Source organism: Leeuwenhoekiella sp. MAR_2009_132 (genome assembly GCF_000687915.1).
GTDB lineage: Bacteria > Bacteroidota > Bacteroidia > Flavobacteriales > Flavobacteriaceae > Leeuwenhoekiella.
Map to the genome: position 1 here is coordinate 1,218,442 of NZ_JHZY01000002.1, position 23,028 is coordinate 1,241,469.

23 protein-coding genes are annotated in these 23,028 nt (G+C 35.0%); 2 read left to right on the forward strand and 21 right to left on the reverse strand.

Going from position 1 to position 23,028, the window contains the following annotated elements:
- Nucleotides 1-43: 43 nt before the first annotated feature.
- From P164_RS19170 to P164_RS05440, 21 genes are all read right to left on the reverse strand, one after another.
- A complete protein-coding gene (locus tag P164_RS19170; protein WP_199907785.1) occupies nt 44-304 on the reverse strand; it encodes a glycosyltransferase in 261 nt (86 codons plus the stop codon).
- A gap of 300 nt (nt 305-604) precedes the next feature.
- On the reverse strand, nt 605-2,887 hold the full coding sequence (locus tag P164_RS05350; RefSeq protein WP_028375421.1) for a glycosyltransferase family 4 protein: 2,283 nt from the start codon (nt 2,885-2,887) through the stop codon (nt 605-607).
- 9 nt (nt 2,888-2,896) lie between these two features.
- Nucleotides 2,897-3,025, reverse strand: a complete 129-nt coding sequence (locus tag P164_RS19090; protein WP_262490354.1) for a hypothetical protein — start codon at nt 3,023-3,025, stop codon at nt 2,897-2,899.
- Between the two features lie 172 nt (nt 3,026-3,197).
- Nucleotides 3,198-3,722, reverse strand: a complete 525-nt coding sequence (locus P164_RS18805) for a hypothetical protein (protein WP_199907773.1) — start codon at nt 3,720-3,722, stop codon at nt 3,198-3,200.
- A gap of 104 nt (nt 3,723-3,826) precedes the next feature.
- A complete protein-coding gene (locus P164_RS05360) occupies nt 3,827-4,537 on the reverse strand; it encodes a rubrerythrin family protein (protein ID WP_051621223.1) in 711 nt (236 codons plus the stop codon).
- Nucleotides 4,538-4,631: 94 nt separating this feature from the next.
- On the reverse strand, nt 4,632-5,087 hold the full coding sequence (locus tag P164_RS05365) for a DUF2231 domain-containing protein (RefSeq protein ID WP_028375423.1): 456 nt from the start codon (nt 5,085-5,087) through the stop codon (nt 4,632-4,634).
- A 53-nt stretch (nt 5,088-5,140) separates the two neighbouring features.
- A complete protein-coding gene (locus P164_RS05370) occupies nt 5,141-5,521 on the reverse strand; it encodes a hypothetical protein (protein WP_028375424.1) in 381 nt (126 codons plus the stop codon).
- Between the two features lie 80 nt (nt 5,522-5,601).
- Nucleotides 5,602-6,069, reverse strand: coding sequence for an OsmC family protein (locus P164_RS05375; RefSeq protein ID WP_028375425.1), 468 nt, complete (start codon nt 6,067-6,069; stop codon nt 5,602-5,604).
- 26 nt (nt 6,070-6,095) lie between these two features.
- Nucleotides 6,096-6,224, reverse strand: coding sequence for a DUF2892 domain-containing protein (locus P164_RS19175; protein WP_117434298.1), 129 nt, complete (start codon nt 6,222-6,224; stop codon nt 6,096-6,098).
- A gap of 278 nt (nt 6,225-6,502) precedes the next feature.
- Nucleotides 6,503-7,042 carry a helix-turn-helix domain-containing protein gene (locus P164_RS05385; RefSeq protein WP_028375426.1) on the reverse strand — a complete coding sequence of 180 codons (540 nt, stop codon included), beginning with the start codon at nt 7,040-7,042 and terminating at the stop codon, nt 6,503-6,505.
- A gap of 227 nt (nt 7,043-7,269) precedes the next feature.
- Nucleotides 7,270-8,142: a shikimate dehydrogenase gene (gene aroE, locus P164_RS05390; RefSeq protein ID WP_028375427.1), complete on the reverse strand. Its 873-nt coding sequence runs from the start codon at nt 8,140-8,142 to the stop codon at nt 7,270-7,272.
- 34 nt (nt 8,143-8,176) lie between these two features.
- Complete coding sequence (locus P164_RS05395) at nt 8,177-9,031, reverse strand: sugar phosphate isomerase/epimerase family protein (protein WP_234405819.1); 855 nt, start codon at nt 9,029-9,031, stop codon at nt 8,177-8,179.
- Between the two features lie 17 nt (nt 9,032-9,048).
- On the reverse strand, nt 9,049-10,452 hold the full coding sequence (locus P164_RS05400; RefSeq protein ID WP_028375429.1) for a carbohydrate porin: 1,404 nt from the start codon (nt 10,450-10,452) through the stop codon (nt 9,049-9,051).
- A complete protein-coding gene (fucP, locus tag P164_RS05405) occupies nt 10,449-11,795 on the reverse strand; it encodes an L-fucose:H+ symporter permease (RefSeq protein ID WP_028375430.1) in 1,347 nt (448 codons plus the stop codon). The genes P164_RS05400 and fucP overlap by 4 nt, the downstream gene beginning before the upstream one ends.
- 38 nt (nt 11,796-11,833) lie before the next feature.
- The gene (locus P164_RS05410; protein ID WP_028375431.1) at nt 11,834-12,745 is read right to left on the reverse strand and encodes a carbohydrate kinase family protein; all 912 of its coding nucleotides are present in this window, start codon (nt 12,743-12,745) and stop codon (nt 11,834-11,836) included.
- Between the two features lie 225 nt (nt 12,746-12,970).
- A complete protein-coding gene (locus tag P164_RS05415) occupies nt 12,971-13,978 on the reverse strand; it encodes a LacI family DNA-binding transcriptional regulator (RefSeq protein WP_028375432.1) in 1,008 nt (335 codons plus the stop codon).
- A gap of 186 nt (nt 13,979-14,164) precedes the next feature.
- Complete coding sequence (locus tag P164_RS05420) at nt 14,165-15,046, reverse strand: Brp/Blh family beta-carotene 15,15'-dioxygenase (protein ID WP_028375433.1); 882 nt, start codon at nt 15,044-15,046, stop codon at nt 14,165-14,167.
- A 1-nt stretch (nt 15,047) separates the two neighbouring features.
- Nucleotides 15,048-16,208 (reverse strand): DUF2254 domain-containing protein, encoded by a 1,161-nt coding sequence (locus P164_RS05425; RefSeq protein ID WP_028375434.1) that lies wholly within the window; start codon nt 16,206-16,208, stop codon nt 15,048-15,050.
- Between the two features lie 6 nt (nt 16,209-16,214).
- The gene (locus P164_RS05430; RefSeq protein ID WP_051621225.1) at nt 16,215-17,042 is read right to left on the reverse strand and encodes a bacteriorhodopsin; all 828 of its coding nucleotides are present in this window, start codon (nt 17,040-17,042) and stop codon (nt 16,215-16,217) included.
- Nucleotides 17,043-17,225: 183 nt separating this feature from the next.
- Nucleotides 17,226-18,629, reverse strand: coding sequence for a DASH family cryptochrome (locus tag P164_RS05435; RefSeq protein ID WP_028375435.1), 1,404 nt, complete (start codon nt 18,627-18,629; stop codon nt 17,226-17,228).
- Between the two features lie 128 nt (nt 18,630-18,757).
- Nucleotides 18,758-20,086: a hypothetical protein gene (locus P164_RS05440; protein WP_028375436.1), complete on the reverse strand. Its 1,329-nt coding sequence runs from the start codon at nt 20,084-20,086 to the stop codon at nt 18,758-18,760.
- A gap of 56 nt (nt 20,087-20,142) precedes the next feature.
- Here P164_RS05440 and P164_RS05445 point away from each other — a divergent pair, with 56 nt between their 5' ends.
- Together P164_RS05445 and gntA are read left to right on the forward strand one after the other, a co-directional pair.
- The gene (locus P164_RS05445) at nt 20,143-22,206 is read left to right on the forward strand and encodes an ATP-dependent helicase (RefSeq protein WP_028375437.1); all 2,064 of its coding nucleotides are present in this window, start codon (nt 20,143-20,145) and stop codon (nt 22,204-22,206) included.
- Nucleotides 22,207-22,353: 147 nt separating this feature from the next.
- The gene (gene gntA, locus P164_RS05450; RefSeq protein ID WP_051621227.1) at nt 22,354-23,022 is read left to right on the forward strand and encodes a guanitoxin biosynthesis heme-dependent pre-guanitoxin N-hydroxylase GntA; all 669 of its coding nucleotides are present in this window, start codon (nt 22,354-22,356) and stop codon (nt 23,020-23,022) included.
- The last annotated feature ends 6 nt before the right edge of the window (nt 23,023-23,028 follow it).

A 23,028-nucleotide genomic window follows, 5' to 3' on the forward strand; every position in this document is an offset into this window, starting at 1 on the left:
GGCTCTTCAAGTATTTCTTTATAAGCAGCTTTATACGAAGTAATTATTTTCTAAGACTAAAATGAGTTACTGCGTGCGTTCTACAGCTTTTAGAATCTCGCGTATTTAAATTATTAATGGCGTCAACCGCTTCTGATACTGTAGTTACTAAAAATCCCGAAATGCCATCTGCAATAAGCTTGAGCATACTACCCAGATTAAATACAATGACCGGAGTACCACACAACATCGCTTCTACAATACTTAGACCAAAGCGTTCTTCAAAAGAAATAGGATGTAGTAATGCTTTGGCGATACCTGAAATATATAGTGCTCTAGAGGAAGAAAATCAAAATGGTGGTTAATACTATCAAAATCTGCTGCCTGCTCCATAAGGTTATTTATATGCAAACACTCTAATATCTTAGGATTAATAGTTTTGTCATTCTAATAGGGCAACTCACAAACCCAATTGAGTTGTGCAGAAGTAATAGAATTACTGGAGACAAAAAAGTAACCTGATGACCGCGATTTACCAGACCTTGAGTAATTGTAGATGACACCTGCTCTCACGGCCCATAATTCTCTATAGATGTACGCCATGTGGGAGCGAGAATGGCAATTTTTATACTAATTGCATTTTTGTTTGTCTTTGCGTCGCTTCATTGACAACGGCATCAGACTTATAGAACTCCTCGTATGCCTGCAACACAGTTAGATGGGAAATTAAATATGCTAACGAACTTTCTGCCCCTTGATTTCTGTTGATTCCGTAGTTTTCAAAACCATCGCAGCATCCTTTAGTTTCAAAATCATACAAGGTCATGCGCAAGTCATTTTCACCTAAAAACCACATAAACGAATCAAAAAGCTTGTTTAAATATGCTTTATCGCCGGTAAGTTTAAAAGCCTGATGAAACATTAAAACCATTGCCATAGCATCTATAGGTTGCTGTGCAAAAAACGAGCGTTCCCCATCTTTAGCAAACCACTTATCATTACCTATAACCGAGAGTATGCCGTCTTTTAGTGTATGTTCTTCCAGAAAATGCATGGTATTCATTGCGACCTCGATAATGCGTTTATCAGGTAATATTTGTGCAGCATGAAGCAGCGCAAGTGGTAAAATTCCGTTATCATAAGCAAGTAAATGTTCAAACCACTTCCAGTCTTCAGAGTGGCTCACTTCATACTGATGAATGAGTTTATGGGTAAGATTTTTTAAAACATCAAGCATTTGCTCGTCTGCTGAATTTGTTTTTAAATAATAACAAATCCCAATTATAGTATTGGCTATGCTTCGTATCGATTTTAAATGTTCAAAATTAGGTAAGGCATCAAAAAATACCAGCTTTCCCGTTTGATAATAGGCGTCATTAGGTGCATTACCTATTAAATAGCCTAGTGACCAGATGGTTCTTCCGAAAGAATCTTCTGAACCTACTTCATCTAAGAAATTACGGTTAAAACTTAGAAAGTTTCTAAAGCTGCCATCTTTATTCTGCATATAGTGAATATAGCTTAGGTAAATAGGCATAAATTCAAGTGCTAACTGATCTTTCTTTTGCTTGTAGGTCATTAAAACCATTAAAAGCGCGCGCGCATTATCGTCTAAGCAATAGCCCTCCTTAAGATTAGGAATTCCAAATTTTGCGTGCTGAATAATCCCGGTGTCGTCTGTAAGGCGTTTGATGTGCGTTAAAGAAAATGGAGGGAGCAAGAGCAGATCAATAACGCTTTCTTTTTTCTCAATCTGTTGCTTAGGAAAAGAGAGTAAACTGTTAGAAAGATACAGGTACTTTTTACCTATTTTAGGCCAGGTCACATTTTTGCCATAGGCATAAGCATTAGTTTGTATTTGTTTTAATAATTCTGGTTCATCTAGCAAGTGGTTTAGCACTTCTGAAAGTTCTTTATGTTTATTAAAATTAAAAAGCCTCCCACGGTCTTCTGTAAGTAATTCTGCAGCATGCCAGTAGGGTGTTGAAACCACTGCGCACCCGGCTCCCATAGCATAAGAGAGCGTGCCGCTGGTTATTTGAGCTTCATTGAGATAGGGTGTTATATAAATATCACAGGCACTTAAATATTTAAAAAGTTCGACCTCTCCTATAAATTCATTAAGCATTAAAACATGCGCCTGAAGATTTAAATTTTTAATAAGAAGTTGCAGAAAATTTCGGTATTCTTCACCTTCATGCCGCAACACATTAGGATGTGTTTTGCCTAATACAATGTAAAGTACTTCGGGGTGTGTTTTAATAATTTCGGGTAGCGCTTTAATTACGGTTTCTATCCCTTTGTTACGACCTATAAAGCCAAAAGTGAGAATTAATTTTTTCTTAGTAAGTTTAAATTCGGCCTTAGAATCTGCTCTGTTAAAATGAATATCAGGTACGCCGTGTTCTATCAAAACAATTTTCTCATCAGGAACATAATAGAAATTGGTTAGAAAGGATATTGCTTTATGACTCATCACAACCACTTTATCTGCCATCTTACAGATTTCCTTTAAAATTGCTTTTTCGTTATAAGAAGGTGCATTAAGAATGGTATGCAGAGTTACAATACACGGTATTTCAAGCCGGTGTAATAGAGGCAGAATATACACCCCACTTTGCCCACCATAAATCCCAAACTCGTGCTCAAGAATACACACATCTGCCCCACTTAGGTTAATAAAATTTGCTGCCTCAATATAGTCTGTTTGCTGTTCTTGACTAATCTGCAATTTTACTTCTTTGGGATACGTATAATTTTCGGTGCCATCATCCATAGCAACAACAAATACTTCGTTTTGAGCAATCCCCTGTTCATCAAGATCTAACATTGATTTAGTTAAATTTTGCGTAAACGTACCTATACCGCACTCGCGCGGTGGATAAGTCCCTATGTAGGCTAATTTCATAGTATTTGATTAGAGATCGGTTCCGCGATTTGCCTTTTTAATTTTACTCTTTGCCGCCTTTGCTTTTCGCTTTTCTTTAAGATTTAAGACTGGTTTAGTCTTATCTGTTTTTGGGGTATCTTTATTACCTTTTGACATAATCGCTTGTATTAAATTAATAAGTTTGTATACAATAAGATACCCTAAATCAGCTGTTTAAAAATTATACAATTAAATAATGCTCTTACATAAATCACACATCACTCATCTTTTATATTGAGTTATTCAAAAATATTCACAGCCACGTTTAAACTGTTTCAGTAGGAGTTAACTATCCCAGATCTTCTTCAAGGTTATTATGATTATCACCGCCTATACTGTAATAGTTGTTTTCCTCATCCTCACTGCCCAGTCGTTCTTGTTGATCGTCTAATTCTGAACCGGGAACGTCTAAATCATCACCCGACTTATCATTCTGAAACTCTTTTTCATTGAATGTACCTTTAACCGTATTTGATGTTTTCTTTTTTAAAGGATTTTCCGGATCCAGATCTTTTTCTTCCTGCGCTTTATTATAAATATCTTCTGAAGAAGGATACGTGGGATATCCTCTAAATTTCATAGCCTTAGAATTCTCTTTTTCTTTTTGAGTCTGGTGTGTTTTAGCGTATTCTAATAATACCTCTTGTAACGAATTGTAATATTCTTTAAAGTTCTTTACACTCATCTGTTCTGAGTGAATACCCGATTCCTTTTCGGGTATCTCTGTAATGTATTTAGACAATTCTGGAAATTTGTCGTGAATTGTCATTGTGATATCTATTATGTCACGTTCTAATTGAGCTTTCTTTTTCATCGTATAATGTTCTATTAGTTTATTAAAAAATTAAATGCTCAACTTCTTTTATATAGGTAGGAGTTGAGCATTTTTTGTAACTAGTTTACTTCGCTAAATATTCGTTACAAACCTGTTACTTTAATAAAAAGTTTTGAGTCTGTCATTGATATTTCACAACGTGCAGGTGCTACCGTTGCATACGTATTTCCGCAGGTAGGACATAAGAAATAAAGTTTAGCAAGAGAATCGTCTGTTCCTTTTTCTAATGCTGCCAATGCTTCAATATAAAAATCCCGGTGTTTTTGTTCTACTTTATACGCATAGGTAAGACTTATCTGAGCCATGTAATTTCCTGCATCATTTGCATTTTTAATGAATTCAGGATACATCGTATTAAACTCATAACTTTCTCCTTCAATAGCCTCTTTTAAATTTTCGGCAGTTGATTTAACTGTAAATTCCGGAATGATTTTCGGTATAGCTTCTCCCATACGTTGTAAAACGACTTTATGATTACCCGCGTGAATGAGTTCGGCGCCAGAAGCTGCTTTAAATAACAATGCAATTTCGGGATGTCCTTCTTCATCGGCCTTTTGGCTGTATGCGGCATATTTAAAATGAGCCGTGGTCTCTCCTTTGTAAGCATCTTGCATATTTTTAATAGTCAATTGCTGTGGGTCTTGCGCAGCTGTTATTGAACTTGTTGTCCCTTCTGTGTTCAGTTCTTCAGTTGCAGTAACTTCACCAGAATCTGTTGCGTTTTCTTTACAGGACTGAAAAAGCGTTCCTAATGAAACTATTCCTAAAGCGCATACTAAAATTGATTTTTTCATCTTCTTTCGATTTTAAAATTTCTGCATAATTATATTAGCTACCCCTACGGTTGCTATCTGTAGTTATTAATTTTTAAAAGATTTTATCTGCAGGTCATTCTTGAAAATCTGGTAAGGCTAACTCAATACCTGCACCGTGTTTAAAGACTAACTGCCCACCCAGATAGCCGGTTCTGGCAACAAAACCTACCAGTATGGCAAATAGGAAAAAACTCGCCCATTGTGCCCAAAGTTTTTGATAATTGAAGAAATGCATTGCAACGCGTATAAGGGCAGTGATAATTGCCAACCAAAGCATTATAGTTGCAGACTCTTCATGTAATTCTAAAGGTGCCTGAAGTATACCATCTGTCATCCCATCACCTGCATAACTGCCGCTTATATAAGCTACTATAGCACCTAATGAACCTAGTAAAAGCAAGTACAATGAAGATTTTTTAAAGAATTCATTTCTGCTAAAAACAGTAATGAGATCAGATAAAAATCCTACACATAATAAGGCTATAGGAAAATGAATAACCAATGCATGAAGATGTGGTGCTGTTATCATAATTATTATTTTTTAGATAAGTTCTACACGTATATCATTTTAACGCAAGTTTTCTACAGTACCTTAAAATGGTTTTTTACAAAAGCATCTTTTTCTGGGTCTGTCATCTTATCTGTGGGCTCCACATCAATTTTAATATCTTTAAAATGTAAATCTGTACTTAAATAATTAAACAACTCTGTCTTTGCATTTGTAGGTCCAAATAAGAGCACGTGATTGTAGTTTAAAATTACATCTGCTATCTCTTTGTAAAAAGCTTCCTGCATTTGTTGCCTTTTATTATGCATACTTTTTTCACTTCGGTTAAGTGCCTCCTCTTTTGTACTGAAGGTGAATTTTGAAGAAATAGAATAGTTATTTTTTACTTTATTTAAATCCATTAGATTGGCATTTGAATGATCCATCCAGATACCCAGGTTTTTATGTACTTCCATTGTTTAATTATTTTATATGGTTAGATAAAGTTTTTAATTTTTAAATTTTGTTGCGTTGCATCAACTGTAATGAGGTTTAATTATTCGCTTTCAATTAAGACCGGGTTAACGTGCACACCTACTTCCATACTAATTACAGATTTTATAGAATGAGCTATTAGACAGGCATTTTCAGCCTTTTTAACTATACGCAGTGCCTTATTTCTAAAGCTTTCATTTGTAATAAATACATTAGGTTTTAAAAGGATTTCACTTATTTGCAGCTTGCCCTCCAGGAGTTCTAACTTTCCTTTTGCAGAACAATTAAAACTTGTAAACTCAAGTGTAGAATTCTCGGCAATTGCTAAAAAAGTGGTCATTAAACAACCGCTAACGGCCGCTATAAACAAATGCTCTGGAGACCAAATTCCGGGTATACCTTTTGGAAATTCTGGAGGTGTTGCTACTTCAATACAAATTCCTTTTTCTTTATTCAATTCTGGAGAACAAAGTATTCCCTTACGGTCGTTTTTCCAGTTTATATCAACAGTGTAATAATGCGTTTCCATAAGTAAATTGTTTAATGAGTTGAAGATTAAAACCTGTTCTTATTTTTTGTATTGATCCTAAACGGAATATAGACAGGACAAATACTAAAAAAACGGGTGACTAATAGAATGTCTGCCAAGATTAACAATACAAGTAAAAAGGGCCCGTGATCAATTGAAAGACATACGTAGCGAAAATTATAATACTAGTATATAACGGATACTCGTATCAACTATACCCTATTTAGTTTTAGCTGTAATTTTCTCATTTTACGAGCAATTCTAATCTTTTTTATTATTACTAAAGGTCAGAATATAAAAAGGATGAGGTATTGCATAATTTGTTTAAATCATTGCATATCTCCCACATTTTACCAGAGAACTAACATGTAGAAAGAGTAGTTCTAGAAAAGTAAATGAAATTGTTTGTAAGGTAAAAACCTCAATAAACAGATTAAAAATCTTCCAGATTATTCATCCGTTTATTTTTTAATTGTTTGTAAAATGTAGGTGTGAGACCGGTAACTTTTTTAAACTGATTTGATAAATGAGCAGGACTGCTATAATGCAACTTATAGGAAATCTCGCATAAATTTAATTCCCCGTAGATAAGGAGTTCTTTAGCTTTTTCGATCTTATGCATTATGATAAACTGTTGAATAGTGATTCCCTTTACTTCAGAAAATATATTAGCCAAATAGGTGTAATCATAATTCATTTTTTCACTTATATAATCTGAATAATTTACTTTCGGAATTTCATCAGTATAGTGAATCATCTCAATGATGATTGTCTTTATTTTTTCAATTAAAATACTTCGCTTATCGTCAAGTAATTCGAGTCCAGATTTTTTAAGGCTTGATTTTAGTTGGTTTTTTTGAAACAGACTTATATTTTCAAGAATTTCAACAAAACCTAAGTCTATTATGACATAGTGAAGCCCCAGCTTATTGAGTTCTTCTTTAACCATCATTTTACATCGCAAACTAACCATATACTTAATAAAGAGAATCGTACTCATGCTTAGTGTTTGAATTTGAAAAGAACTCTTGTAATTCTATAAGGTAGTCATAAGCCCGTCATTAACGTGTTTAATATTGAAATCTTTTAAGTTGAAAGCAAACTTGCAAATCAGATGTTGCTATTCGCGTTATTTTACCGCATAAAAAAAGGAAGACTTTTATAAAATCTTCCTTTCTCTAAATATTTAACTATGCTGTTTTAATTTATATTAAACACCTCATTTAATTTAGCGTGCATTACCTGCGCATCAACATCAACACCGGTCCAGTATTTTATACCTATTACACCTTGATTAACGAGCATTTGAATACCATTTACGGTTTTGCACCCTTTATCTTTAGCCGTTTTCAACAAGTGCGTTTCCGGCGGATTGTGGATGCCATCAGCAACAACCATATTAGGATGTATGCTATCAAAATCTATATTTAATTGCTGATCTACATTAGGATAAAGTCCCACACTGGTTGCATTTATTACAATTTGAGTCTTAGGGTCTATAGTGTACCTGTTCTCCCACGAATTGTAAACCGCCTGAGTGGGAGTATTATCATTTAATAATGTTACTACCTCTTCTGCCCGGTCGCTACTTCTATTTACAAGAGTTATTGTTTTTGCCCCTGCAAGAGCAAGTTCTACAGCGACTGCACGAGCTGCACCACCAGCACCAAAAAGTGTAATATGCTTTTGTGCAGGATCTATAATCTGTTTAAGTGCCTGCACAAAACCTTTTCCGTCTGTGTTCTCACCTATCCATTTATCGTCACGTTTTACAATGGTATTTACTGCCCCTATGAGTTTTGCAGATTCACCAAGACCATCTAGATATTTAATTACAGCAACCTTGTGCGGTATCGAACAATTAAAACCAGACCATCCTAACGCTTTAGCGCCTTGTATCGCAGTTTCCAGATTTTCTGGACTCACTTCACAATTGATGTATCTAAAATACAAACCGTGGTGTTTATAGGCTGCTTCAACCATTGCAACAGTTGGGTTTTCTGCCGCAGGTTGGGCAAATGAACCGGTTAGCTGTGGTAAAAAATCTTTTGCTTTATTATCATGTGCATTCATGAACTTAAAATTTTGAAATTAATAGGTAGTTGTTCTAGATATTGAATTGTTTTACTTTGTTTTTCATAAATGCTAAACTTCCCTCAGCAAGCTCCTGAGCAGAAAATGGTGATTTTTGCCACAGGGAAACAGCTTGTTGCATACCCGATACTTCTGATGAGAAGTTCTCTAAAACCAGATTGCCTTCAAAGTTTATGGTATTTAATGCTTCAAATAGCTCATCCCAATTCACGGTTCCATCACCGGGCATTCCGCGATGACTTTCTGTGATATGCAGGTGTTTTAATCTATTACCGGCTCTTAAAATTGGATCTTTAAAATTAGCTTCCTCAATATTCATATGAAAGGTATCCAAATGTAAAGCCAGATTGGGCATTCCGGTTTTTTCAATGAGTTCTAATACATTTTCAGCCGTATTGCATACATAACTTTCATAGCGGTTTATAGGTTCTATCCCTATAGTAATACCGCGTTCTAATGCATATAAAGCAGCTTCACCCCATACATTTACAACCGTATCTTTCTCTGCTTCTGTTACAGGGTTTCCTGTAAAACAACCTATCGCAGAGTGCAATACACCACCCATAAAATCTGCATCTAAAGCCGCTGTGCGATCTAATGATTTTTTTATAAGTGCTAATGCTTGCTTAGGATGCGCAGGTAGATGTGTTTCTACGGAAAAATTAAGCGAGCAAACCGCTGAAATACCGTGTTTATTTAAATGTTTTTTAACTGCCGGTGCATCAAAATCTGCGGTGTGTGGCAAGAGAATTTCGAGCAGTTCAAAACCAGTTTCGGCTGTTTTCTCAATAGCATATAAGCCAGATTCGTGCGTCCAGTCTGGAGTAGTCCAGGAAAGTAACGAGGCTCCATATTTAATATTCATCATAATCTTATATTCTTTTTTTAAAAAATCCACCATTCTGATCGTACCCCAAAATATGTCCCAAAGCGTTTAGACCCCGCTTGCTGTAAAAATGGAGAAGCCAGACTATTTTGTGCAAAATCATTATATCGTGCTACTGAAGCTATAAACCGAATATGCGGTCGTGCCCAAGCACTGCGCTCTGCCGTGGGTACAATCGTAGGTGCTAGCGTAAATTTAACCATTCCCGCAGTAGGATCGTTTCCATTTTTACGACTGGTGTAATGCAATTCTGTTAATATATGAAACCAGTCTTTAGCATAATACAAAAACCTGCTTCCTAGTGCTACATCTGTTTTTCGGTTATAAATACTGCGACCGTAAAAATCTGTTGCTTTATCAGCTGATTTTGCGCCACCTTTACTTTTAGTAAAAACCGCATACGGATTTATACTCCATCTTTTATTCAAATTAAATAACATATGCTCAACTACAGTAAAAGAATAAGCTCCTGCATATGTACCGTCTTCTACCTGTGGCGCTCCGTACGTACGCCAGGTTTGTGTATTGCCGTTATCGCCACCATTAGCAATACCAGTACCATATCTAACCGCAAACTGATTAAATGAACCCGGAAGTGTTGTTTTTAAATCAGAGTTTAGTTTAGCTCCTATCACATAGCCGTTATCTGCAGGATAAGTTGTATCTGTATTATCTGAAATATTAGGAACGGTATGATATTCTGCAAGTAATTTAAGACGGTGATTCTCTTTAAAATTTACCGTGTGCTCCAGAACCATAACCTCCCGCTGACGATACGTAAGGTTCTGGTTTCCATCTATTATGTTTGTATAGGAATACGGTGTGGTATTAGTAGACGAGGTGTCAATTACCGCAGGAAAAAACATCGAAAATGAGGTGTTTTTATATTTAATACCGAAACCTTCAGCAGAATGATCGTCAAAATAAAAATAGTCTGTTATATGCACATCATCATAACGCATATATCGTGCTCCAGCCCACACACTCCATTCACTACCTACTATGTTTTTTGCTTCTACAAAAGCCTCCGGCAAACTGGTTACAATTCCATTTATTGAGCCCGAGCTCACGTTACCTAAAAAAGTATTATTAGTAGAGTAAAAAGCTAATCGCGCCTGAAAATCTATTACCGTGCTGTCTTTATTTGCGTTTACTGGTGTAAAATGAAAAGCCGGTAATAAATCTATATAATCTCCCTGATCCATTCTACCTCCTAAGGAACCTTGCCCCGATAAGTTGAGCTGACGACCGGTATGTCCTTCTATTCCGGGAGAATACCCAAAACCTATACGACCGGTTGTGCCAAAAGAGAAGTTCTTATTGGTAATCTGTATTTGCGCATTTCCTACGTATATACTCAGCATTAGGATAATCAGAAAATATCCTTGAAATTTAGTCATCATACCGCAAGTGCTTCAGAAGAAACTGCATTACTTGCCTCGTGTTTACTTGAAATATAGAAGCCGTACCAGCTGATGTAAACAAAACATAATAAGGGTAAAATAAACGAAAAGTTGACTTCGGCTACGCCTAAAATCTGAATATCGGAAACCCCAGTACCTCCTGCATCGATAATCATTCCTTGTAATTTTGGCATTAATGCACCACCTACAATAGCCATAACTAAACCTGCAGAGCCTACTTTAGATTGTTCTTCGGTTAAATCTTCGAGAGTAATCCCATAAATTGTAGGAAACATGAGTGACATACAAAATGAAATACCTACCAGACAATACAACCCAAATTCTCCTGAACTGGTAATAACACCTATTACAAAGGCAACGGCTAACACTGCAAAACTTGCAAGTAACTTTCCCGAGCTTATAAAGCGTAATAAATAAGTTCCCAGAATACGTCCTACAGTAAACACTATAAACGCAACAATCTGATAATAACCCGCGGTAACACCATCTATCCCCTTAGCTTCTGCATATTGATAGATATACGTCCAACACATAATCTGAGCGCCTATGTATAGAATTTGAGCGATTACACCTAGTACATATTTTTTGTTTTTTCCTAAATCTGAAAAGGTTTTAGAAATGCCTGGCATCGCTTCCTGTTCTTTAGATTGAGGCATTTTTATAGCCAGAAACAATACAAATACCACAATAAGTACCAGGCCTAAAATCACATACGGGTTACGAATTGCCATTAAATCTGAAGTACGAACTAATGCTTTAGCGGCTTCATCCATCGCGCTAAAATTGTTGATATCGTCAGACTTAATATTTTTAAGAATGAATTGTTGTGCAATAAAAAGACCGGCTACTAAACCCACAGGATTTACCGCCTGCGCTAAATTTAATCGTAAAGTTGCCGTTTCTTTAGGTCCCATTGCTAACACATAAGGGTTGGCCGCTGTTTCTAAAAATGCAAGTCCAAAGGTTAAGACATACAGCGCAATACAGAAAAACCAAAAATGCTGAGTTACAGCCGCAGGATAGAACAGTAATGCCCCTATTGCATACAATCCTAAACCGATTAAAATTCCTGTCTTATAGGAGTATTTACGCATAAATAAAGCAGCCGGTAGCGCCATACAAAAATATCCTCCATAAAATGCCATCTGTACCCACGCAGCTTGAGAATTAGATAATTCTAAAACCTTCTTAAAGGCCTGTACCATTGGATCTGTGATTGCATTTGCAAAACCCCATAAGGCAAATAATAGGGTTACTAATAAAAAGGGGACCAATACATTTTTAGGTATTACGGCCGCTTTTTTTTCGGTTTTAGTATTCATTTTACAAGTACGTTAAATTAATAAGTGAATGATTTGATTTATGAAAATGCAAGTTCACTTTCGCAGAATTCCTGAAAGTCTTTAAATACATATTCTGGGCAGGCTCCTGCATTTGAAGTTATAAATGCGCCTAAAGAAACAGCTTGCTTCATCGCTTCTACAGGAGAACCACCGCTAAGTTTTTTTGATACAAACCCTGCCAGAAATGCATCACCACTACCTACCGTATCTTTTACGGTAACTGGCCTTGCAGGAAAATTATATTTGAGAGTATCTTCATAGTACAATGCACCCTTACTTCCCATAGTAATAATCACTCCAGAAATATTGAAGCGTTCTTTTATATAGTTTACACAATCATCATCTGTGGTGTAGGCTTGACCTAACAACTGAGTAATGGTTTGTAATTCGGTTTCATTCATTTTAACCAAATCACATTTAGCTAACAACGTTTTAGCTACATCAATAGAGAAATAAGGTTCTCTTATATTTACGTCAAATACTTTATAAGGAGCCAATTCTAGAAGTTCTAATAATGTATTGTAAGAAGTAGTATTTCTGGCAATAAGGCTACCAAAAATTAATGCATCTGCATTCTTTATTTGCTCTTTATAGTCTTCCCGAAGCTCAATAAAATCCCAGGCCACATTAGTAACGATTTCGTAATTAGCCTCATTATTAGAATCTATTGTTGCAGTTACCGTTCCCGTAGGATTGGCTGTATCAAGTTGTAAATCTTCTACAGGAAGATCCCATCCTTTTATTTTAGTAATTAATTTGTCGCCCAGGTCATCTGCTCCTACTCTGCTAATCATATGCGTATCTATGCCCATACGTTTTAAATTGTATGCTACATTAAAAGGCGCTCCGCCTGCTTGTTTACCTTCCGGAAAAATGTCCCAAAGTACTTCCCCATAACAAAAAACGGTGGGTTGATTTATTTTACTCATAACTAATTAATTCTTGTTAAACGTTTAACTAATTTATTTTTAAAACTTTGATCTAGTATGTCTTCGATTGTTATTACGAAATCGTTTGCTTATAAAAATGGCCCTCCCCCTAAACAGAAACAACCATCTATTAAGTTGAAAGCAATAGATTTTCAACCTTATAAAAAACGTTAATATTAAATTTCATATTTAGTTAAACGTTTAACTAAATATTCAAAAAAATAATTATCCCATACTTGATTCTTTAATGATTAACTCTGCCTTTAAAACTGTGGCTTCTTTTAAAGTTTCAATATTCCGTATTTGATTATCTACAGTTGCTATAGCCAGCTTCCCTATTTCTTTCAAAGGCTGGCGAATTATCGAAATTGGTACACTAAATAATTCGTAAGCCTCAGTTTCATCAAACGCTAAAACTGCAAATTTTTCAGGAACTGGTATTTTTAGTGTTCTCAATTGCTTAAGTCCTGAAATAGCTAATCTGTTACTACTAAAAAATAGCGCATCTACTTTACTCTCGGCAGTTAAAATAGATTCAATCCCCAGTTTAATATCCCGATCTATGTGGTCTTTATCAATTCCTAAAATTTTAGAATCTGCTTCTTTATTTTCTTCTATCGAAGCTTTAAATCCCCTCTCCCGTTCTATAAGACTTTCTAATTTTGAAGTATAGTTTACAAAACAAATATTGCGTCTTCCCTGTTCTAATAAATGTTCTGTTGCCGTATATGATACCTCATAATTATTAATTTCTACCGAAGGGGCATCTACACCCGGCATATTTCTATCAATAAGAACAAATGGTATTTTACTCTTTTGTAATCTTTTTAAATAGGCTCCACTATTTTCAACCGGCGCCATGATTAATCCGTCTACCTGTCGTTCTCTAAATGTATCTATAAGACTCTCAAACTTTACCTTATCTTCATCACAGCTTCCTATAATTAGGGTACAGTCTATTTTTCTGGCTTCATCTTCAATTATACGTGCCAATTCTGAGAAATATGGGTTTGAAATATCTGCCACGATAAGTCCCAGTGTAAATGTGCGTTGCGTTTTTAGGCTTTTAGCGATTTTATTAGGTCTGTAATTCAGATCTGCTACTGCCTTTTGAACTCGCTTAATGGTATCTTCACCTATGCGCCCCTCTGCCCTATCATTTAAAACATAGGACACCGAGGCTATGGAAACACCTGCTTCTTTGGCAACATCTTTTATTGAAATACGCTTCACTACATCGTTATATTTGATAAATATACTAAAGTTAAACGTTTAACCAAATAAAAATTAAATTAAATTATTTTGAGATTTACGCAAATAATAGGCTTCATAATTGTAAACCCTTTTATTTACTACACTTTATACGCATCTATTGTGAAAAAAAAACCATAATCAAATTATACTACTAATTGAGAGTAATTATCTTCTATACATTCCCGCGATTGAGAGAATATGCGGTATTGTAATAGCGATAGCCACACAGAGTAATATATTAAGCATAAGTGATGTGCTTTCAATCAAAAAAAATATTGAAAACAAGGTCGTAAGCGCTATTAAATAAATACCCCCACTTTGAAGCGCTATTGCTTTAAACCGCTGCTTACTAAATTTAGTTTTAATCAAAATATACTGTGATTTTAAGGATGGGATACTGTGCCAAAATATAAAATAAGTGGTGAAGCCTATAAGCAAATTAGTAGTTGCAAATAACGCGGCTATTAACAGTAACTCAAGCTGCATGAGTATAAAACTTTTAAAGGAAATGATCTGTAAAGTGGCTAAAGACAAGAGCATCATAAACTGCATAATGAGACTGCCTACACACAAAATTACAAATGTTTGCTGTTGTATTGCCGGCAACTGAAGTTCATTTAAAAAACGCAGTGTTTCTATATAATTAAAAGTAAAAAGCAATAATAATATGCAGTTTCCGAAAACAAAATAAAGTAATCGGTTCCATTTAAAATCTGTAAAAATTCGTTCTTCAAGTTGTTCTTCACCAAAATGATAAGCACTAAATACTACAAAAGACACCAGGCAAATTTGCGCAGACAACAGATATAGAAGTATAAATACACCTACCAACCCTAAGTATAAAATTAATCGGCTTATTAAGCTAAAGTGCTTTAAGGTTGGGTTGAGCCGGTGAAGATGAAGATCGTTACAACCGTGTATAATCCCAAAAGTAGCAATTAAGAACAAGGCTATTTTTAGAACTAAATCGGTCGCCAATAGTTCTTCAGCAAAATTACCAATAACAATTAGCAGTATAGATAAACTAATGGCAGTAATTTTTATCATATTAAAGTTTTGCGTCCAGCATATGAATTTGAAGCCTGGTTAAACCCTCTAGCGCATTTACGATTTCTAAAGAATTGAGCAAATGTGCGCGTACTATAGGGTCTTCTTTAATATAACGATACAACTCGAGATAGCAATAATCACGTAACAGCTCTATCTCAACTATTTTAAAATGGAAGTTGTTATTGTTTTCCGTTTTAAAAAGGTTGAAGGTTTTTAATTGAGAACGGTCTATAAATAGCTGGGTAATGTAATCTATTATAGTAATAGCCGTACCGGGATCGTTAATCGCGGGAGACATAGCCTTCACTCCTATTTCAACTAGATGTTTAAAACCTGTCTCAATCGCGTCCATAGGTACTGTATGATCTATTGGAAAGAGCTTATAAATAGATTGCTGTACTTCAGGTGATACAGACTTAGATAGCGAAATTAATTGCTCGTTTTTCCGAATAAATGCACCCGGATGTTTGTGTAAAGAAATAGAAACCTGATGCTTATCTAAAATGCGTTCTACCTGACCTAAATCTGGCATTTTTAGATAACCCACTTCCACTGAAACGATATCTATCGAAGAATTAAATTTCTCATCTGTTTTTTGAAGTTTAGACTCATACTTCTTTAAACCTTTAATAGTATTATACGATTCTACGTATGCCTCTTTTACGATATAATTTATATGAATACTGCGGGACACACTATGAATAAAATAGATAAACAGCAAAACACTTATGATACCAAAAAACACACCTAATGGTGCAGCAATACCGGGAAATTCCGGACTATTTTTTGCATTCAAAGCAATTGAAAGCGTCATTGCATATATAATCGTACCACTAGTAAAGCCTAATATAATTTGATGATGTTTTTCGCTTAAAATCATAGGAATTAAGCGCGGCGAATAATTATTTATATTTCTATTCAAAACATTCATAACCATAGTATAACTAAATATGGTAAGTGTAAAAATGCCTCCAATTAAGAAAGCTAATACAAACTGAACATCTTCTTTATCATTAAATACTAGCTTCTTTAGGAATGCGATCTCATCGTAGTTAATATCTATTGAGATAATAAGTACGGCCAATACAAAAAAGCAAAGCGCCAGCACCGAAGGTACTAACGCTATACTTTGAAGTATTTTCTTTAAAACTTTAAGCATATAAAACTAATTTCTTAAATCTGTTTCTGTGCCTATAGCTACTCGTCCTAAAACTTTTTGAGCCGGTAAGTAACCTGCTTTAGCACTTTGATCAAGAGCAATATAGGTAATCATTAATCCATAAATAACCTTAGATGAAATATCTGCAACTGTAAATAATGCCTGTCTTAAAACAACACCGTCTGCACTGTTCATAAATACGGGTACTAAATAAGCAATAGAATATAACGTCCAGGCAAACATCATTAACCAAAATACATTCATTACACGTCCTGAAGTTCGGGCATCCATTGTTTTTTTACCTTCTGCGATTGCTTTACCTACAATAAAATTCATGATGATAAAGAATACAGTACTAATTGCACCCCAAATCATAAGTTTGCTAGTATCTTCTACTTCGTATAATTGTCCTATATATCCTGTAATAATCATTCCCCAGGCTGAAAGAATTAACCAGGTCGCTTTTGATTTTAATGCAGACCCTCTAAAATTAAGAATAATTAGAAGCTGAGTCAATAAGCACGGTATGGTGACCATCCAGTTTACGTATCTAAATCCATTACTAAACGTAAGATTTGTTAATGAATAGTTTGTACCATTAAACTTAAAAGCATCTGTCCATAAACCGGCTTGGCTCACTAGAATAAGACCGGCAGAAACCATGACTATACACGATAATGCTGTTGCAACACGATATTTAGGAGCAACAAATTGTGACATTATTAAAAAGAAAACTAAGGCTGCAAGATGTGCTCCCACTCCCATAGTTAATAAGTGGTCAATTGCTTCAAACTGACCTACTGAGTACTCAAATAAATTTTCAATGTTTTTCATAGCTGATTAATTAGTTGATAGTAATTTTTTTTACGAATCTATTTCAATCAGCAATTTGATATTGTTAACGTTAATACAAATAGGAATTTGTTATCAAAGAATTGTGAGAAATTGTGAAATATCAAGGCAATACAGCTAAATAACGGTTTCTATTTCGTTAGCATTTTCTCAATATTGAAAATCTCAATCCAACAATTTTAGAATTTTGGTCTCTGCTCTTGCCCACTTAGAATAGACTTCTATGGGTTTTGGATATTTCAGTTTGTACTCTTCTATTTTCCACGGAATATGTATCAATTCGTTGTCAACAGCTGCAAGTTCAGGAATCCATTTTTTAATATAATCTGCAACTTTATATTTTATAGATTGATTTACAGGATTTGTGTACCAGATCTCATAGGCCTGCATATGCCAATTCATCCAATTAGATGAAACGTCATAATCAATTAGTTTACTTTCAAAATAGGCTGCTCCCCACGTCCAATCTATTTTTAAATCGTGTACAAAATAACTTGCGCAGTTCACTCTACCCCGATTGCTCATATATCCAGTTTCATTCAATTGGCGCATATGCGCATCTATAAAAGGAATTCCTGTGGTTCCCGCACACCAGCGTTCAAAATATTCAGTATTATTCTCAAAGGGAACTTCTTTATTTTTATATCCTTCGGTTTTAAAAATTGAATTCCCCATACGCATTCCTTTAAATGTAAAAAAGTCACGCCATACCACTTCAAATATGAGCCACCAGGTACTTATATTTTTCTTGATATTCTTTTCATACGCTTTAACCGCATAGTAAATTGTTCTGGGTGAGATGGCTCCCACAGCTAAATAAGGCGAAAGTTTACTGCTATAATCTAGACCTAATGATTTATTACGGGTCCATTTATAAGAGGTAAGTAATTCCGTTTCTACCGTGTAATAATTAAGTCGTTCTAAGGCTAAATCTTCTCCTCCTTTTACATATAGATTTTCCTTTTGATCATCTAAAACTTCAAAATTAAACTGAGTTGCTTCTGGTAAAGTTCCCCAATCGTTAAGAGAAAGGATTTCAATTTTCTTCGGAATATCAAATGTTTCCCGTACCTCTGCTTTCTTAGTTGTATTTATTCTAAATGCTTTACTGGTTAATGGTATTTTATCAATTGAATACGGAATATCATCAATATGATACAGCGTTTTCCCCCATATAAAATAACAAGTTATTTCTTCAGAAAGCTGTTGCTTAACAGCATCGACTATTTTTAATTCTTCTGAAGCATATTCCTGTTCTGCAAACAGCTTTGTGATGTTATATTTTTTAATAAGTTCTGGGATGAGCTCTTCGGGATGACCAATTTCAACTAATAAGTTTGCTCCTAAACTTTGAAGATTTGTTCGCAAAACGTCAACAGTTTGTTTTAAAAATTCAAATCTATTCAATCCGGCCTTGGGAAAATTATATGCTGTATTCGCAAATAACCTGGGATCAAAAATATAAACCGGTAAAATACTAGTACAAGAATTTACGGCTCTGCATAATGTCTCATTATCTAATAAACGGAGATCATTTTTAAACCAAAGTAAGCCTTTCTCTTTTGCCATAATACGAACCTTAAAATCATATAAAATAGTTACACGAATTTTGATTTGAAATTAATGGCATAATTCATTTTAATCTAAAAGCTTATGAGTATTTAACGTGTATGCGTTATAAAATTGTAAAAAAGCAACTAGATCAAATCAAATTTAGAAACTCCTTTAGTATTGAGGTATTGTAGTATACTTCGGTTTGTAAAATATGTGTTTTCCTGCCGCTCTATAAAGGCTTCAAAATCTTCAATAGACTTTACAGGATATTCTAGAGGAATAAAGCCAAAACCCATATAAATACCATCGCGTACAAGCACAAAGGCTTCTTCATAAAGTGTACGACCGGTTAGCTTTAAGAAATAGGATTCTCTTTTTGCGCTTAATGTTTCAAATGCTTTTTTTGCTCTTAGATTATAAACTTCTTTGTCTTCAAGACCTTTACAAACACCTTTGCATAAAGGGCTGCTGCAACTTCCTGAGCTTCGTTCTAAACCTGCAAAACGGTAGCATAAACTAAATTGCAAAGCAAGGTTTTTAAGCTTCACCAAAACTGAATCTCGGTTAAATGAAATACTGTGTTGATTGTCTGAGTAGTTTTTCTCTTTAGGCGTTAATCTAAAAATACCTTTTTTATCAATTCGTGATTCTATCGTCCACGGTAAAATAGAATCTATCTGCTGCGTATTGTAAAGCGGTTTAAGTCTGGATATATCTGCAGATTCAAGAAGTAATGATATGAGTTCGTTACCGGTTTCTTTATATTCTAATGAGAACGTGGCAGCGGTAAGTTCTACTTCAAAAGGGAGTTTACTAAAGAAATGGGCCTTTACCCGCTCTTTTAGATTTACTGCTTTCCCTACATAAATCACTGTTTTTTGATGATCTAAAAAATAATAAACTCCGGGCCTGGCAGGTAAATCATCTAAGTTTAAAACTGTTGAAAACTCCGCTAGATTTTTACGTTGAGTGCTTGCTGTATCTGCCGGAGATAGTTCTAATAGCTCATAAATAGCTAGTAGGGCTTCCGCATTGAGACCTTGTTTTTCAGGTTTGTATTCTAGAGAGAGTTTCTCTAAAGTTTCCACCAGGTCGAGCTTTTTAGCGACTATACCCCTTTGTAAAAGTAGTTCCTGAAGTATATTCTGAGACTTATTTAGAGGAAGTCCTACTTCTCGTAATGATTTGCGCCAGATCATTTCAGAAAATTTATCGAAAAAGTATACTTCTGCTCCTTCAAGCAATGCTATGGCCTGCGGTAGACAATCTGCAAAACACAGCTTATTACGTAATTCAGCATTAGTATGGCCGGCCCACTTTTCCTCTTTTTCGCTTAAAGCAAATACGGGTTTTATCTCAGTTTTTAATTGCTCGACAATACGGCCATCATCTACCAAGACAATTGAAAATGCAAGAATTTCTGCATATTTATAATTATTAGTAGTTGCTTGTATATCTATGAATGCTATCATTAATCGAGCCTATCGGAAAAATTCCAAAATTATGAAATATTTCCTACATTTGCAGCGTGATTGAGAAAAGTAACAATTCAGAAAATTATAACCAGAAACAGCGCGAAGCGATTGAGTTTTCAGGCAAACATCTATTACTTCTCGCCGGTGCCGGTACAGGTAAAACGAAGACGATTGTAGGTAGAGCAGAATATTTAATAAATAACGGTTTTAGACCCGAAAAAATACAGATTCTTACTTTTACCAAACGAGCTGCAAGTGAGATTGTAGAACGCGTAAAAGCAGGAATTGCCGACCAGGACGTGCGGTCGCTTAACGGTTCTACTTTTCACAGTTGGTGTAATCAACTTATCATAAAATTCCCCAATCTTTTTGGAGCAGCTAATTATACGGTAATTGATCCTGATGATCAATTGAGTTTGATGAAAATGGCTTGTGGCACTGCAAAAGAAGATTATGGTAAAACCAGACTAAAGCCTCAACAGCTTTTAGACTTGTTTTCATTTGCGAGAAATACCCGTATTAACCTAACTGAAACCCTTCGGAAAATCATTTTTAAAGGGAAAGATGATTTACAAACCACAGAAGACATCAATGCGCTAAAGCCACAGGTAGAATTGCTTATCAAAGAATATCAAAGTCAAAAAATGCGCCAGCAGTATTTAGATTACGATGATCTTCTTTTAGTAGTTGCAAACAGGCTCAATAAGGATGAAGAAGCACGACAGATTCTTGCCAAGGCATACGATCATATTTTAATTGATGAGATGCAGGATACAAACCCCTTACAGTGGTATTTACTTAAACCTTTTGAGCACATATGCAATTTGTTTTGTGTAGGTGATGATGCCCAATCTATTTACAGTTTTAGAGGTGCAGATTTTAAAAATGTGCATTTGTTTACAGAGCGTATAAAAGATTCTGAAATTAAGGTTTTAGACAAAAATTACAGATCTACGCAAGAGATTTTAGATATCTCAAACTGGCTTCTGGAGACCTCTCCCATTAATTACAATAAAAAACTAACGGCGAGTCGTGGTCCCGGAAAACTACCCACTATACTCAATGTTGCCAACCAGTTTGAAGAAGCAAATTATATCGCAAATCATATATTAGAAAGTTTCTCTGAAGGTGGAAATTCGTTTTCAGAGTTTTTGATTCTTAGCAGATCGCAATATTATACGCGCCCATTGCAGGCTGTATTTTTACAAAAGAAAATACCTTATCAAACCTTTGGCGGAAGAAAATTTCTAGAAGCCGCTCACATTAAAGATTTAGTTTCGGTATTGCGCGTTATAAACAATCCTCTAGATGAAATTGCCTGGATACGGTTTTTTACATTTATACACGGTATAGGTGCGGTAAAGGCCACAAATTATATGTCTGAAGTAATGCGTATAGACCGGGAGAATGTAGATGTGGTTGATCTTACCACCATCATTCCCGGTAAAGAAGGTCTTAAAGCTAAAAGTTATTACGATGCGGCTTACGAGAATAAAGGCAACGTAAAACAAGCTATTAAAGACCTGTATAAGACCATGGAGTTTGATCTGGCTATGAAGTACAGCAAAGACTGGTACGAGAAACGTAAAGGTGATTTCCCGGTGCTAGAAATTTTATCTGAGAATTACTCGACGCTGGGTGAATTTATTTCTGAAGGTATTCTTGACAATTCGGCAAATGTCGCAGGAAGTAATACGCTGGGTGGCTCAAAAATTAATACCGCAGAACTTAAAGATCACGTGACGATCTCAACCGTACATTCCGCTAAAGGTCTCGAGGCAGATGTATGCTTTGTACTTAATGTTTCTCCTAAAAACTACCCATCTGCCTATAGTTTAGGAAATAGTGATGAAGTTGAAGAAGACCGTCGCGTTTTATATGTGGCATTAACGCGCGCTAAAAATGATCTTATTATTACGCGTTCTAAAGAATCTATTAATGCGTATCATCATCAGACCAATGCAGAAGAAGATGACACATCAAAAAGCGCCTATTTTTTAGAAGGACTTCCAGAGCATTTAGCACATCAAACTTCACCAAAAAGTTTTACGGCCACCGTTGAAGATGCGAAGAAAGTCAAGCCTATTGATTTAGATTTAGGAATGGATTTTAGCTAATCATCTTAAGTTTTTATTAGTATCGATTTATGTATTATTTATAACTATTTAATATTTCGTTACAAGATATGCCTGTTTCATAGTACTACTTTTATAAAATCTTTCTAGGATAATAAATTCGAATAGAAAGACTAACATAAAAGGACTATGAAATCACTTAAAAGTAACAATAACGACCACTTCTCCGGCTTAAATAATCTGGAAGATTTTATAGTAGAAAGCGATCATCCCTGTGTAATGGCACAAACGGTTTTTAAAACAAAAGCAGTTAGTCATTTTAAGTTTGACAATATTGAAAATCCGTCAAATGATCATATCATACTTCATAGATTAAAAAGGTATATTGATGCCTATGATTTTAATTCTAAGAAATTTCAAACCTTTATAATAGAATTCACAGACGATTATTGTAAAACTGAAATAGAATTTGAAACTGATTTGTGGAACTTTCTAGGTCGTCTTAAAAAACATGATAAACACGAATGGGACCCTGCTGTAAGTGCAGATATTACCGATGCTAACTTTAGTTATAGCTTATTAGGAAAAGCATTTTATATAATAGGTATGCACCCTAACAGTTCTAGAAATGCACGAAAAACAAAAAACGTAACTTTAGTTTTCAATTTGCATCATCAATTTGAAATTTTAAGAAATATGGGCGTTTACGGCAATGTACGCGACCGCATACGTAAAAGAGATCTAGAAAAAAACGGATCGATAAATCCTATGCTAGCAGATTTCGGGAATAGTTCTGAAGCTTTACAATATAGCGGCAGACAGGTTACTGAAAAATGGGAATGTCCTTTTAAACACTAAACAACC